This window comes from Streptomyces viridosporus T7A, assembly GCF_008704515.1.
GTDB lineage: Bacteria > Actinomycetota > Actinomycetes > Streptomycetales > Streptomycetaceae > Streptomyces > Streptomyces viridosporus.
The window spans coordinates 3,212,579-3,226,500 of record NZ_CP023700.1; the positions used below are offsets into that span (position 1 = coordinate 3,212,579).

Below are 13,922 nucleotides of genomic sequence, written 5' to 3' on the forward strand. Positions count from 1 at the left end.
CGCAAAGCACCCTGTTCGCCTGGCGTGTCCCGGCACACGCGGTCACGCTGGGCGGGAGGGTCCGGGGGATGACGATGCACGTGAGAAGTTCCTGGAGGGCGGTCTGCGCACCGGTGGCACTGGCCGCCGTCCTGCTGACGGGGTGCCAGAGCGCGTCGGGCGGGGGCGCCGAGGAGGACGACCGCCTCGGCGAGCGGCGACCGGCGTCGGTGTCGCCCGCGCCGCCCCGGCCGTCCGGGTACGGGGCGGTGTTCCTCGCGGTGGACGAGTGCAGCTCGTTCGGCCGGACCAGCTTCACCGAGGTGCCCTGCACGAGCGAACGGGCGGCGGCCCGGGTGGTCGCCCGTCACGACGGCACCGTGCGCGAAGGGCCGCGCTGCCCCGCCACCACGGACTTCGTGCTGCACATCAGCGAACAGCGCCCCTCCCTGGACGAGGACGGCGACGGCGCGGTGCCGCAGGGCTACGCCTGCATGCGCAACCTCCAGCCGCCGCACCCCGGCGATCCGGGCGGCGGGGGCGGCCCGCGCACCATCGTCGGCGACTGCGTCTACGGGCTGGGCGACGGCAAGGTCCGCGAGACGGCCTGCGACGGGAAGGGCAAGCGGAAGCCGGAGTACAAGGTGACGAAGGCCGTGGGCGCCCGGTCCGCGTGCCCGGCGTCCACGGCCCTCTACGTCCGGCTGGGCGGCACCTCGCCGGTGGGCTGCGCCCTCCCGGTGTAGTCCCGCCCCGGCGGCGTTCCTACGGGCGCAGGGTGCGCTCCCGCTCGACGCCGCGCCGGTCGAGCTTGGCGTCGAACTTCGCCAGCGGCTTCGCCGCCGCCGGGTTCTCCCGGACCGCGCTCGGGGCGACGCCCGCCCAGTCGAGGATGCGGGCCGTGGCGAACGCCTTCTCCTTCTCGACCAGTCCGGCCACGTTGGCACCGTGGTTCATGCCGGGGGCGGTGAAGACGTGGGAGTCGCGCGCCCCGTGTCCCAGGCGGAACGGCTCGGCGCCCCACGGGTCGTTCTCGCCGTAGACGAACAGCATCTGCCGCGCGTTGTGGCGGACCCAGGTGTCGATGTCCCGCATGGCCGAGGGCTCGAACCTCATCGGGATCGAGCGGGGGACGAAGTTGCGCGGCGGCTGGTAGCCGTAGCGGATGTACTTCTTCTCGATGTGCGGGAAGTGGATCGTCGGCGCGCCCAGCTGCGTACCGGCCTGGTAGTAGTACGGCGTGTACGGGCTCAGGCCCTGGTCGGTGTAGAACGAGAAACCGGAGATCGTGTCGATCGAGGTCCAGATCTCGTCGTCGGTGGCGTTCTTCGCGTCCGCCGGGATCTGCTCGCAGTCCGCCAGCGTGCTGTACTGCCAGAAGCCCCACACGTAGTCGAGGACGACGGCCTCGTACGCCCGGTCCAGGCTGCCGATGGTGTCGAAGGTGTAGCCGTTCTCGGCGGCGTACGCCTCGTACCGCTTCTCCAGCGGCGCGCGGCGCACCAGCGCCTCGCGCTGCACCGCGTTCAGCCGGTCGCGGCACTCCTTGGTGCCGACGGTGCGGAAGAAGCGGTCGTAGGCCGAGTCCTCCTTGTTCACCACGTCGTTGGGGGCGACGTAGGCGACCACGCCGTCCATGTCGCGCGGGTAGAAGCGCTCGTAGTAGGTGGCGGTCATCCCGCCCTTGGAGCCGCCGGTGGAGATCCAGTTCTCGGGATAGATCTTCTTCAGCGCCGTGAAGATGCGGTGCTGGTCGCTGGCGGCCTGCCAGATGTCCAGCTTGGACCAGTCGGCCGGGTCGGGCCGGGACGGGGTGAAGAAGCGGTACTCCATGGAGACCTGGTTGCCGTCCACGATCTGGGTCGGCTCGCTGCGGCGGGGCGTCGTGGAGACGCTGTAGCCGCCGGTGTGGAAGACCGTCGGCCGTGCGACGTCCTTGTGCAGCACGGTGATCCGCTGCTGGAACGTGCCCTTGGCGGGCCTGCGGTGGTCGACCGGCTGGGTGTAGTTCAGGACGAAGAAGCGGTAGCCGGTGTACGGCTTCTCCTCGATCAGGCTCATGCCCGGAACGGAGAGCAGTCTCTCCTTGATGTCGATGGTGCCGGTGGCCTCCGGCTCGGCGGCGGTGGCCGCCCCGGCCGTGCTCATGGTGCCTATGAGCACCGTGAGCGCCAGCAGCCATCTGAGCGCCTTGCGCATGCGCACTCCCCTGTGAAGACAGATGTGCGCCGGAAGCTAGCGGACCAACTCACCGCAGCACCAGGGGACATAGGGAAAACCCCGTGTCAGCACAGGATCCAGCCGGAGCTGACGGACCCGCCGCCGACCCTGCCCTTCACCCAGACGCAGCGGCGTCCGGCGTGCACGGTCACCGGGCCCGCGTGGTACTTGTAGCGGCCCTCGTCGACGACCGGCCGGCCGCCGCGCGCCCGCACGCTCACCGACATCGTGCGGGCGGTGCCGGGCTTCCTGGCGAGGGTGGCGGCGCAGACGTAGCCGCCGCGCTTGTGGACGACCACGGAGCCGGTGGAGAAGGACAGGGTGCGCACCTTGCGGCCGGGGCACGGTGCGGCGGCGTGCGCGTCACCCGGTGCGGCGACGGTGAGCAGCCCCGAGGCGGTCAGCACGGCCAGGACGGGCGCGAGGCGCCGTCGTATCGCTCCACTGCCCACGTGTCGTTCCTCCCGTACCGCGTCTGCCGCGACCAACGACGTACGGAGGTACGGACGCACGGCGTATGTCGGACGGTTGCGCGGTCGTCACGGGAGCGGGTGCACGGGAACGGGTCCGCGGGAGCCGGTCCACGGGGGCCGGCCCGCGGGAGCGGGTGCACGGGAACAGGCCCCCCCGAGAGCCGGCCCGCGAGAGCCGGCCCGCGAGAGCCGGCCCGCGAGAGCCGGCCCGCGGGAGCGGGTTCAGCGGGCCGCCCCGACCGGCTCCTCCGGCTCGGCCTGGCCGATGAAGGTCCGCCACAGTTCGGCGTACCGGCCGTCGCGGGCCAGCAGCTCCTCGTGCGTGCCGTCCTCCACGACCCGCCCGTGGTCCATGACGACCACCCGGTCGGCGCGGGCCGCGGTGGTCAGGCGGTGGGCGACGACCAGCGTCGTGCGGCGGCCCGCCAGCCGGTCGGTGGCCTGGTTGACCTGGGCCTCGGTGGCCAGGTCGAGCGCGGCCGTGGCCTCGTCGAGCAGCAGGACGTCCGGGTCGACGAGTTCGGCGCGGGCCAGCGCGATCAGCTGGCGCTGCCCGGCGGAGAGGTTGCGTCCGCGCTCGGCGACCTCGTGCAGGTAGCCGCCCTCCAGGGTGGCGATCATCTCGTGCGCGCCGACCGCGCGGGCGGCCGCCTCCACCTCGGCGTCGGTGGCGTCCGGGCGGCCGTAGGCGATGGCGTCGCGGACGGTGCCGGGGAAGAGGTACGCCTCCTGCGGGACGACGCCGAGCCGGTGCCGGTACGCCGTGATGTCCAGGTCCCTGATGTCCGTGCCGTCGACGGTGACCCTGCCGCCGGTGGGGTCGTAGAACCGGGCCACCAGCTTGACCAGGGTGGACTTGCCGGCGCCGGTCTCGCCGACGAAGGCGACGGTCTGCCCGGCGGGGATGCGCAGGTCGATCCCGCCGAGCGCCTCCTCCGCCCGCTCCGCCCCGTCACCGGAGGCGTAGGCGAAGCGCACGCCCTCGAAGGCGATCTCCCCGCGCAGGGACGGCACGTCGACCGGCTCGTCGGCGGGCTCGGTGGAGGCCGGTTCGCGCAGCAGCTCCTGGATGCGGCCGAGCGAGACGGACGCCTGCTGGTAGCCGTCGAAGACCTGGGAGAGCTGCTGCACGGGGGCGAAGAACAGGTCGATGTAGAGCAGGTACGCCACCAGCGCACCGGTCGTCAGCGTCCCGTCGTCGACCCGGGCGCCGCCCACGACCAGGACCGCCGCCGCCGCGATCGCGGACAGGAACTGCACGAACGGGAAGTACACCGAGATCAGCCACTGGCCCCGGACCCGGGCGCTGCGGTAGTCGGCGCTGCGCTCGCCGAACCGGCGGACTCCGTCCCGCTCCCGGCGGAAGGCCTGCACGATCCGCAGCCCGGACACCGACTCCTGCAGGTCGGCGTTGACCGTGGACACGCGTTCGCGGGCCAGCTCGTACGCCTTCACACTGGCCCGGCGGAAGAACCAGGTGGCGACGATCAGCGGGGGCAGGGTGGCGAAGACGACCAGGGCGAGCTGCACGTCGATCACCAGCAGGGCGACCATGATGCCGAAGAAGGTGACCACCGAGACGAACGCCGTCACCAGGCCCGTCTGCAGGAACGTCGACAGGGCGTCGACGTCGGTGGTCATCCGGGTCATGATCCGGCCGGTCAGCTCGCGCTCGTAGTAGTCGAGGCCGAGCCGCTGGAGCTGGGCGAAGATCTTCAGCCTGAGCGAGTACAGCACGCGTTCGCCGGTGCGTCCGGTCATCCGCATCTCGCCGATCTGCGCGGCCCACTGGAGGGTCACGGTGAGCAGGGCGAGCAGCGAGGCGGCCCAGACCGCGCCGAGGGCGACCTGGGTGACGCCCTGGTCGATGCCGTGCCGGATCAGCACCGGCAGCAGCAGGCCCATGCCGGCGTCCACGGCGACGAGGCCGAGGCTGACCAGGAGCGGCAGGCCGAAACCGCGCAGCAGGCGGCGCAGGCCGTAGGAGTCCTCCGGCCGGACCGCGCGGGCCTCGTCGACGTCGGGGACGTCGGTCGCCGGGGGCAGTGCCGCGACCTGGGCGAGGAGCTCCGGGGTGGCCGGGCTGCCGGACAGGGCGGTGTCCTTGGGCTCGCGGTCGCCGGTCCACAGCCGGGGCGTGACGCCGCGCTCGGCGTCGAACTCGGCGTCCAGCTCCGCGCGGACGGAGGTGTCCCCCTCCTCGGGCTCCTGGGGCCCGGCGGTCGGGGTGTGGCCCGGGGAGACGGCGCCGAGCTCGTCGGGGTCGGTGAGCAGCCGGCGGTAGAGGGCGCAGCGCCGCTGGAGCTCGTCGTGGGTGCCGATGTCGACGAGCCGGCCGGCGTCGAGGACGGCGATGCGGTCGGCGAGGCCCAGGGTGGAGCGGCGGTGGGCGATCAGCAGGGTGGTGCGGCCCCGCATGACCTCCCGGAGCGCCTCGTGGATCTCGTGCTCGACGCGTGCGTCCACGGCGGAGGTGGCGTCGTCCAGGACCAGCAGGCGCGGGTCGGTGAGGATCGCGCGGGCGAGGGCGATGCGCTGGCGCTGGCCGCCGGAGAGGGTCAGGCCGTGCTCGCCGACCGCGGTGTCGTAGCCGTCGGGCAGCTCGGTGATGAACCGGTCGGCCTGGGCCGCGCGGGCGGCGGCGGTGATCTGCTCGTCGGTGGCGTCCGGGCGGCCGTAGGCGATGTTGCCGCGCACGGTGTCGGAGAAGAGGAAGGAGTCCTCGGGGACCAGCCCGATCGCGGCCCGCAGCGACTCGGTGGTCAGCTCGCGCACGTCGTGGCCGCCGACGAGGACCGCGCCGTGCGTGACGTCGTAGAAGCGCGGCAGGAGCAGGGAGACGGTGGACTTGCCGGAGCCGGAGGAGCCGACGACGGCGAGGGTCTCGCCCGGGCGGATCTCGAAGGAGAGGCCGTCCAGGACCGGGTGCTCCGGGTCGTAGCCGAAGGAGACGTCGTCGAACTCGACGGTCGCGGGGGCGTCGGCGGGCAGTTCCACGGTGCCGTCGGTCAGGGACGGCTCGGTGTCGATCAGCTCCAGGACGCGTTCGGTGCCCGCGCGGGCCTGCTGGCCGACGGTGAGCACCACGGCGAGCATCCGGACCGGGCCGACGAGCTGGGCGAGGTAGGTGGAGAAGGCGACGAACGTGCCCAGCGTGATGTTCCCGCGGACGGCGAGCCATCCGCCGAGCGCCAGCATCGCCACCTGGCCGAGGGCGGGGACGGCCTGGAGGGCGGGGGTGTACTTCGCGTTCAGCCGGATGGTGCGCAGCCGCCCGGCGTACAGCCGACGGCCGACCTCGCGCAGCTTGCCGGTCTCCTGGTCCTCCTGCCCGAAGCCCTTCACCACGCGGACGCCGCTGACCGCGCCGTCGACCACGCCGGCCACGGCGGCCGCCTGGGCCTGGGCGTACCAGGTGGAGGGGTGCAGCCGGGTGCGGCTGCGCTTGGCGATCCACCACAGGGCGGGGGCGACGGCGAGGGCGACGAAGGTGAGCGGCAGCGACAGCCACGCCATGATCACCAGTGAGAGCAGGAACAGCAGGAGGTTGCCGATGGTCATCGGCAGCATGAAGAGCAGGCCCTGGATCAGCTGGAGGTCGCTGGTGGCGCGGCCGACGACCTGCCCGGTGTTCAGCTCGTCCTGGCGGCGGCCGTCGAGCCGGGTGATCGTCCCGTACATCTCGGTCCGCAGGTCGTGCTGGACGTCGAGGGCGAGCCGGCCGCCGTAGTAGCGGCGGATGTAGGTGAGGACGTAGACGACGAGCGCGGCACCGATCAGGGCGCCCGCCCAGGGGGCCATGGCGCGGCTGTGGTCGCCTATCACGTCGTCGATGATCACCTTGGTGATCAGCGGGACCAGTGCCATCACGGCCATCCCGCCGAGGGAGGAGCCGAGAGCGAGGACGACGTCCTTGGGATGACGCCACGCGTATCCGGCCAGTCGCCGTGCCCATCCCCGTTGCGGTGTCACGCGGTGCCCTCCGTTCGACCTGATCTGCCGCAAGGCACCAACGCCGCCGGAAGCGGATTTCATCCCTCCGCACCCTGCGGCCCGGTCCGCCCGGAGCGCGCCGCGCCCCCGGACACGGGGGCGACGGCGAGGAGGGCGTGCGGGCGCACGGGCGTCACCGCGCGGGGCGCCCCGCGACGACCGGCTCCTCCTACCGTCACACGACCGCCACCTCGTCTTCACCCCCGTGCACGCATGTCCATGTCACGCTTCTGTCGGCCGCGCTTTCAACCCGCGTAGAACGGACGCCCCCATGCCCGTGACCCCCGTACGCCGCCGCTGGAGGACCGTCGCCCTGGCCGCGTCCGCCGCCCTGGTCGGTCTCACCGTCCCCGCCCTGACCGCGCCCTCCGCCGGCGCCGCGAGCGCCCCGCCCGCCGGCGTCGCGAGCGCCGCGTACGACGACACCTACTACGCCGACGCGATCGGCAGGACCGGCCCCGCGCTGAAGGACTCCCTGCACACGATCATCAGCGACCAGAGGAAGCTGTCCTACTCGGCCGTCTGGGACGCGCTGAAGGTCACCGACCAGGACCCGAACAACAGCGGCAACGTGATCCTGCTGTACTCGGGCATCTCCCGCAGCAAGTCCCGCAACGGCGGGAACACGGGCGACTGGAACCGCGAGCACGTGTGGGCCAAGTCCCACGGCGACTTCGGCACCTCCACCGGCCCCGGCACCGACCTGCACCACCTGCGCCCCGAGGACGTCCAGGTCAACTCGATCCGCGGCAACAAGGACTTCGACAACGGCGGCAGCGCGTTCGGCAACAGCGGCGGCAGCCTGACCGACTCGAACTCCTTCGAGCCCCGGGACGCGGTCAAGGGCGACGTGGCCCGCATGGTCCTCTACATGGCGGTGCGCTACGAGGGCACGGACGGCTGGCCCGACCTGGAGCCCAACGACTCCGTCACCAACGGCAGCGCCCCGTACCACGGCCGCCTCTCGGTGCTGAAGCAGTGGCACCAGCAGGACCCGCCGGACGCCTTCGAGAAGCGCCGCAACGACGTCATACACGCCTCCTACCAGCACAACCGAAACCCGTTCATCGACCACCCGGAGTGGGTCGAGGCGATCTGGTAGGCAGGCGGGCGCCCCGGCTCTCGGCGATCCGGCGCACGTCGGTCAGCGACTCGGGCATCCGGGCGAGCAGGAACCGGAGCTGGTCCGCGGTCGCACGGCGGTCGGCCGGCAGGTCCGCCGTGCGGCCGAAGAGATCGTCGGCCACGGCGAGCCGCACCTGTTCGACGGCGTCGGCGCGGCGGGAGAGGTGACCGGTCCCGTCCGTGACGAGGTGACGGGGCTTTCCCCCGGTCCCGTCCAGGGCAGGAGCCGCACGTCGTCGTCCCCGTCCTCCACGCCGTCACCTCCGCCCCGCGGATAACGCGCGGCCCGGCGCCGATCCCGTGCGCGGCGAGCCGCGGCGCCCGGCGCCGGACCGGCCGGCGCCGGGGGGCGGCGGCCCCGGCAGCGGTGCGAAGAGACGGCCGATGCCGTCGCCCATGTCGTCGACTCCCTGAAGACGTCGGTGGCCATGCCGGTGACCACGCCCCGGGCCGGTCGCACGGCCGCGAGGGCATCACTCTGCGTAGCACCTCATTCACGGGGTGAGAGGGTTGCCGCCAGGCTCGCCAGGGTGACGTTCGTCCCGGGAGTCCTCCAGACGGAGAGGTACGCGCGCGCCGTCCTGGGGACGACGCTCCCTCCCCTGGGCGACGAGGAGCGTGACAAGCGCCTCGTCACGCGCTTGGAACGTGCGAGGATCCTCGACGATCCCACGACGCCCGTCTTCTGGGCCCTGCTGAGCGACGCGCTTCCGCTGCGCGAGTCGCTTGCCGTCATGAAGGCCACAGTGAAGGACCACGGACACGATGGCTGACCGGACCACAGCGGACGCCACGGCGCTGAGCGGTTGGCGCAGGTCGTCCCGCAGCGGAAACGAAGCGGGCAGTTGCCTCGAAGTGGTCGACGGCTGTCCTTTCGGCGTCCCCGTGCGGGACTCCAAGGTGCCGGACGGTCCGGCGGTGGTCTTCTCGACGACCGGCTGGACCTCCTTCGTCACCGCCCTCAAGGACCGACGCCCTCGCCGAGAAGCGTGAACACTTCGGCCACCACTGTTCATACATCGCTCATCTGAGTGCTCAAGTGGCATTCCGCTGCCCACTGCTCACGCCTTTCAGCACAGTGGCCGCCATGAGCTCGCGATTCGCCCCCGGCCCCGACCCCCACAGCACGGGGCACGTGATCAGCACGGTGCGCGCCCTCATGCGCACCGACGGGCTGGACGTGTCCCTGACCTCCATCGCCCGCAGGTGCGGAACCACGCGCACCTTCCTCTACGCGAACTGGAAGACCGTCTCCGCACTGCACCTGCGCGCGCTGCAGACGGAGCTGGCGCAGGCCTTCGACACGGCGCACCGCGCCTGCCCGAGCGACGGCACCGTCCCGGGGATCACCGGGCACCTGACGGAAGTCGTACGGGTCGTCCGCCGCCATCCGACCACGGCTGCCGTCGCGCGGTCCTCCCCCGAGGCCTTCTGCGCGGCGTACACGGCGACCGAGGGGCCCCTGATGCGGGTCGCGGTGGAACGCATCGACGACCTGCTCCATCCCCTCTGCCCGCACGGCGGCGTCTGGGGCGATCCCGAACTGGGGTCCAGGTCCTGGAAGATCCTGTGGATCGCCCGGCCCGCCGCCCTGTGCCCCGCAGCCGCCGGCGACCGGCTCCGGGAGGACACCCTGGACAACGCCTTCGCCGAACTGCTGCGCGACCTGCTCGCCCCCTGGGCCGCCGCCGCACGGTGACAGGCGACGGACAGCCGGCGAAACGGCCCGGGGCAGGGGATGCCCCGCCCCGTACGACCGTGCCACGGCCGTACGCGGGCGGTCACCGACGCTCGTTCGGCACCTGCTCCCGGAAGAGGAGCAGCGCGCGCCGCTGCCGGTCGATGCCGGTGACGACGGCCGTGGCCTCGTCACCGGCCCGGACGGCGGAGCGGTGCAGCGCGTGCGGGCTCAGTCCAGGTGGGTCGGTGCGAACATCCGCAGGACCGCCGGGAGGACGACCACGGACGGGCCCGGTGTCCTCAGGGCCTCGGCGAGGTCCCGCTCCAGGGTCTCGGGGGTGGTCCACGCGCCCGGGACCCCGAAGGACCGCGCCAGGGTCACGTAGTCCGGGCGGGTCAGTTCCGTCGCCGTGGGCTCGCCGAAGGCGTCGGTCATGTACTCGCGCAGGATGCCGTAGCCGCCGTCGTCGACGATGAGCCAGGTGACGTCCAGGTCGTACTGCCGTGCCGTGGCCAGCTCGGCGATGGAGTACAGGGCGCCGCCGTCCCCGGAGACCGCGAGCACCGGGCGGGTGGGGTCGGCGACCGCCGCGCCGAGGGCGGCCGGGAAGCCGTAGCCCAGGCCGCCGGCTCCCTGGGCGGAGTGCAGGTGGTTGGGGCCCTTGGCGTCGAAGGCGGACCAGGCCCAGTAGGCCAGGATCGTCATGTCCCAGAACGAGGGCGAGTCGGCGGGCAGGGCCCGGCGGACCGCCGTCAGCACCTGCTGCTCCAGGGTGAGTTCCTGGGCGGCGATGCGCGCGGCGACCTTCGCCAGCAGCGCGCGCACCCGCTCCGGGGCGGTGGCGTCCTCGCGCGGTTCCACCGTCTCCAGCAGCGCCTGGAGCGCGAGGCGCGCGTCGGCGTGGATGCCCAGGCCCGGGTGGTTGGACTCCAGCTTGCCGAGGTCGGCCTCGATCTGGATCACCCGGCCACGCGGCTCGAACGTGTGGTAGTTCGAGGAGAGTTCGCCCAGGCCCGACCCCACCACCAGGAGCACGTCGGCGTCCTCCAGGAAGTCCGTCGTGTGGCGGTCCTCCAGCCAGGACTGCAGCGACAGCGGGTGGGTCCAGGGGAACGCCCCCTTGCCGCCGGGGGTGGTGACCACCGGCGCCTGGATGCGCTCGGCGAGCTGCCTCAGCTTGCCGGAGGCGTCCGCGCGGACCACTCCCCCGCCCGCGATGATCGCCGGGCGGGCGGCGTTCGCCAGCAGGTGGGCGGCGAGCGCGGTCAGTTCGGGGCGCGGGGGCAGCTCGTCCGGGGTGGCGTCCACCGCCGTCACCACCGGCAGGAGCGTCTCGGCGAGCAGCACGTCCTGCGGGATCTCCACCCACACGGGACCGTGCGGCACGGTGAGCGCCGACTTCCAGGCCGCGGCGATCGCGGACGGGATCTGGGACTGCGTGCGGACCGTGTGCACGGACTTCACCACGCCCCGGAACGACGCCGCCTGGTCGGGCAGTTCGTGCAGGTAGCCGTGGCGGCCCCCGCCCAGTCCCGCCGTCGGGACCTGGCTGCTGATCGCCAGTACGGGGGCGGAGGCCGCCGCCGCCTCCTGGAGCGCGGCCAGGGAGGTGAGGGCTCCCGGACCGGTCGACAGCAGCAACGGGGCCGCCTCACCGGTGATGCGGCCGTACGCGTCCGCCGCGAACCCCGCGTTGTTCTCCACGCGCAGGCCGACGTACCTGAGGTCGGAGCGGCGCAGGGCGTCGAACATGCCGAGGGCGTGCTGGCCGGGCAGGCCGAAGACGGTGGTCGCGCCGAGCCCGGCCAGGGTCTCCACGACCAGGTCTCCGCCGTTGCGGCCGGGGGGAGGGTCGAGTGCGGCCTCCGTCTGCGCGGCGGTCGGACGGAGCACCAGGTCGTGGTCGTGGGTCACTTGCCCTCGTTCTCCTCACGGGCGGCGGCGATCTGGCGGGACATGATCGTGGTCAGCTCGTACGCCGTGTGGGACGCGGCCACCGAGGTGATCTCCGCGTGGTCGTACGCGGGGGCCACCTCGACGACGTCCGCGGAGACCAGGTTGCAGGAGGCCAGTCCGCGCAGGATCTCCAGCAGTTCGCGGGAGGTCATGCCGCCGGCCTCGGGGGTACCGGTGCCGGGGGCGTGGGCCGGGTCCAGGCAGTCGATGTCGATGGAGATGTACAGCGGGCGGTCGCCGATGCGCTGGCGGAGCTGGTCGGCGACCTCGTCGGCGCCGCGGCGGTAGACGTCCGCGGAGGTGACGATGCCGAAGCCCATCTTCTCGTCGTCGGTGAGGTCCTGCTTGCCGTACAGCGGGCCGCGCGTGCCGACGTGCGAGAGGGCGGAGGTGTCGAGGATGCCCTCCTCGACGGCCCGGCGGAACGGGGTGCCGTGGGTGTACTCGGCGCCGAAGTAGGTGTCCCAGGTGTCGAGGTGGGCGTCGAAGTGGAGCAGGGCCACGGGGCCGTGCTTCTTGGCGACCGAGCGGAGCAGCGGCAGGGCGATGGTGTGGTCGCCGCCGAGGGTCATCAGCCGCGCGCCGGTGTCGAGCAGGTCGTCGGCGGCGGCCTCGATCGTCTCCACGGCCTCGTGGATGTTGAACGGGTTCACGGCGATGTCGCCGCCGTCCGCGACCTGGGCGAGGGCGAAGGGGGAGGCGTCCTGGGCCGGGTTGTAGGGGCGCAGCAGCCGGGACGCCTCGCGGATGGCGTTGCCGCCGAAGCGGGCGCCCGGCCGGTAGGAGACTCCCGAGTCGAACGGCACGCCCACCACGGCGACGTCGGCGCGGCCGACCTCGTCGAGGCGGGGCAGCCGGGCGAAGGTGGCGGGACCGGCGTACCGCGGGATGCGGGAGGAGTCGACGGGGCCTCGGGGCGTCTCGTTGCTCATGGGGGACTGCTCTCTTTCCTACGCTTCGTCGCGTATGTACTGCCTGCTCCGACGACTCTACTGGGCGGCGGAGGCCGGTTCGGACACGGATTCGGACGCGGGTGCGCGTCCGGCGACGCGTTCGCGCCAGGCGGCCAGCACGGCCTCGTCGGTGGGCCGGGTCGCCAGGGAGACGACGACGTAGGCGGCGAGGGAGGCCAGAAGGCCGTAGAAGATGGGCTCGTTGGCGAGGATGCCGTAGCCGGCCATCAGAGCGACGACGGCCAGGCCGCCGACGGCGACGGCGGCGAGGGCGCCCTGCGCGGTGCCGCGCTTCCACAGCAGTCCGCCGAGGATCGGCACGAGCAGCCCGCCGACGAGCAGGTTGTAGGCCACGGTCAGCGCCTGGACGACGTCGTTCAGCGCGATCGCCGTGCCGATCACGGCGAGGCCCATGAGGAGGATGAAGGCGCGGTTGCCCTTGACCTCGTCGTGCTGTTCGCCGGACGGGCGCACGGCGCCCCGCAGCCGTGACCAGATGTCGTTGTTGGCGACGGTGGCGCAGGCGATCAGCGCGCCGGAGGAGGTCGACATCACGGCGGCGAGCGCGGCGGCCAGCACCAGTCCGCGCACGCCCATGGGCAGTTCGTCCTTGACCACGGTGGCGAAGGCGTCGTCGGCGTTGGCGAGGTCGGGGTAGAGCACCTTGGCGGCGGTGCCGATGACGGCGCCGGCGACGGCGTAGGCGAGGCAGTAGGTGCCGGCGACGGTGCCGCCCCACCGGGCGGTGCGGTCGCTGCGGGCGGTGAACACGCGCTGCCAGATGTCCTGGCCGATCAGCATGCCGAAGGTGTAGATCAGCACATAGGTGAAGATCGTCTCGCCGCCGATGCCCAGCGGGTCGAAGTACTCGGTGGGCAGCTGCGCCCTCATCTCGCTGAAGCCGCCCGCCTTGACGACCGCGATCGGCAGCAGCAGGAGCAGCACGCCGATCGTCTTGACGACGAACTGCACCATGTCGGTCAGCGTGATGGACCACATGCCGCCGAGTGTGGAGTACGCGACGACGATGGAGCCGCCGAGGACGATCGCGAAGGTGCGGTTGACGTCGAACAGGACGTCGAAGATCGTGGCGTAGGCGATGGTCGAGGTGACCGCGAGCATGAGGGTGTACGCCCACATGACCACGCCGGAGATGACGCCCGCCCGGCCGCCGTAGCGCAGGTCGAGCATCTCGGAGACGGTGTAGACCTTCAGCCGGGCGATGCGGGCGGAGAAGAAGATGCTCAGGGCCAGCAGTCCGAGGCCGATGGTGAAGACCATCCAGGCGCCGGAGAGGCCGTACTGGTAGCCGAGGCCCACGCCGCCGATGGTGGAGGCGCCGCCGAGGACGATGGCGGCCATGGTGCCGGAGTACATGGCGGGACCCAGGCGGCGGCCGGCCACCAGGAACTCGCTCTTGGACTTGGCGCGGCGCATGCCCCACCAGCCCATGGCCAGCATGCCGACCAGATAGACGACGATGACCAGGTAATCGACGGCCATGCGGGCCTCCTTCGCGCGCTGTCAGCGGCGTGCCGTACA

Annotated in this window: 10 protein-coding genes and 1 pseudogene; 5 read left to right on the forward strand and 6 right to left on the reverse strand. The window is 72.5% G+C overall.

Translation table 11 applies throughout. The features are described 5' to 3' along the window. Nucleotides 1–68 precede the first annotated feature (68 nt). On the forward strand, nt 69–725 hold the full coding sequence (locus CP969_RS14890; RefSeq protein WP_399474464.1) for a hypothetical protein: 657 nt from the start codon (nt 69–71) through the stop codon (nt 723–725). Nucleotides 726–744: 19 nt separating this feature from the next. On the opposite strand, the gene CP969_RS14895 is transcribed toward CP969_RS14890, so the two are convergent. The 3 genes from CP969_RS14895 to CP969_RS14905 form a co-directional block, all read right to left on the reverse strand. Continuing rightward, nucleotides 745–2,178 (reverse strand): S28 family serine protease, encoded by a 1,434-nt coding sequence (locus CP969_RS14895; RefSeq protein WP_016826172.1) that lies wholly within the window; start codon nt 2,176–2,178, stop codon nt 745–747. An 86-nt stretch (nt 2,179–2,264) separates the two neighbouring features. Next, nucleotides 2,265–2,651, reverse strand: a complete 387-nt coding sequence (locus CP969_RS14900; RefSeq protein ID WP_004987800.1) for a hypothetical protein — start codon at nt 2,649–2,651, stop codon at nt 2,265–2,267. Between the two features lie 243 nt (nt 2,652–2,894). Next, the gene (locus CP969_RS14905) at nt 2,895–6,644 is read right to left on the reverse strand and encodes an ABC transporter ATP-binding protein (RefSeq protein WP_026085163.1); all 3,750 of its coding nucleotides are present in this window, start codon (nt 6,642–6,644) and stop codon (nt 2,895–2,897) included. Between the two features lie 292 nt (nt 6,645–6,936). Between CP969_RS14905 and CP969_RS14910 the strand changes: the two genes are divergently transcribed. From CP969_RS14910 to CP969_RS14930, 4 genes and pseudogenes are all read left to right on the forward strand, one after another. Beyond that, nucleotides 6,937–7,767 (forward strand): endonuclease I family protein, encoded by an 831-nt coding sequence (locus CP969_RS14910; RefSeq protein ID WP_016826170.1) that lies wholly within the window; start codon nt 6,937–6,939, stop codon nt 7,765–7,767. A gap of 553 nt (nt 7,768–8,320) precedes the next feature. Next, a pseudogene (locus CP969_RS14920) lies at nt 8,321–8,500 on the forward strand (Scr1 family TA system antitoxin-like transcriptional regulator); the annotation flags it as partial. 55 nt (nt 8,501–8,555) lie between these two features. Beyond that, nucleotides 8,556–8,783: a DUF397 domain-containing protein gene (locus tag CP969_RS14925; protein ID WP_004987783.1), complete on the forward strand. Its 228-nt coding sequence runs from the start codon at nt 8,556–8,558 to the stop codon at nt 8,781–8,783. Nucleotides 8,784–8,877: 94 nt separating this feature from the next. Then, nucleotides 8,878–9,489 carry a hypothetical protein gene (locus CP969_RS14930; RefSeq protein ID WP_016826166.1) on the forward strand — a complete coding sequence of 204 codons (612 nt, stop codon included), beginning with the start codon at nt 8,878–8,880 and terminating at the stop codon, nt 9,487–9,489. Nucleotides 9,490–9,699: 210 nt separating this feature from the next. Here the strand turns inward: CP969_RS14930 and CP969_RS14935 are convergent, their stop codons facing one another. Genes CP969_RS14935 through CP969_RS14945 form a run of 3 tightly spaced genes read right to left on the reverse strand, consistent with a single transcriptional unit; the run spans nt 9,700 to nt 13,883 of the window. Then, the gene (locus CP969_RS14935; protein WP_016826165.1) at nt 9,700–11,385 is read right to left on the reverse strand and encodes a thiamine pyrophosphate-binding protein; all 1,686 of its coding nucleotides are present in this window, start codon (nt 11,383–11,385) and stop codon (nt 9,700–9,702) included. Beyond that, a complete protein-coding gene (gene speB / locus CP969_RS14940; RefSeq protein WP_016826164.1) occupies nt 11,382–12,359 on the reverse strand; it encodes an agmatinase in 978 nt (325 codons plus the stop codon). The genes CP969_RS14935 and speB overlap by 4 nt, the downstream gene beginning before the upstream one ends. Before the next feature lie 57 nt (nt 12,360–12,416). Beyond that, complete coding sequence (locus tag CP969_RS14945; RefSeq protein ID WP_004987770.1) at nt 12,417–13,883, reverse strand: sodium:solute symporter family protein; 1,467 nt, start codon at nt 13,881–13,883, stop codon at nt 12,417–12,419. Nucleotides 13,884–13,922: the final 39 nt, after the last annotated feature.

Bases quoted from the DNA above. Each gene is read 5' to 3' on its own strand.
- CP969_RS14925 (WP_004987783.1), top strand. From the start codon at position 8,556: ATGGCTGACCGGACCACAGCGGACGCCACGGCGCTGAGCGGTTGGCGC.
- CP969_RS14895 (WP_016826172.1), bottom strand. From the start codon at position 2,178: ATGCGCAAGGCGCTCAGATGGCTGCTGGCGCTCACGGTGCTCATAGGC.
- CP969_RS14945 (WP_004987770.1), bottom strand. From the start codon at position 13,883: ATGGCCGTCGATTACCTGGTCATCGTCGTCTATCTGGTCGGCATGCTG.
- CP969_RS14930 (WP_016826166.1), top strand. From the start codon at position 8,878: ATGAGCTCGCGATTCGCCCCCGGCCCCGACCCCCACAGCACGGGGCAC.
- CP969_RS14890 (WP_399474464.1), top strand. From the start codon at position 69: ATGACGATGCACGTGAGAAGTTCCTGGAGGGCGGTCTGCGCACCGGTG.
- CP969_RS14910 (WP_016826170.1), top strand. From the start codon at position 6,937: ATGCCCGTGACCCCCGTACGCCGCCGCTGGAGGACCGTCGCCCTGGCC.
- speB (WP_016826164.1), bottom strand. From the start codon at position 12,359: ATGAGCAACGAGACGCCCCGAGGCCCCGTCGACTCCTCCCGCATCCCG.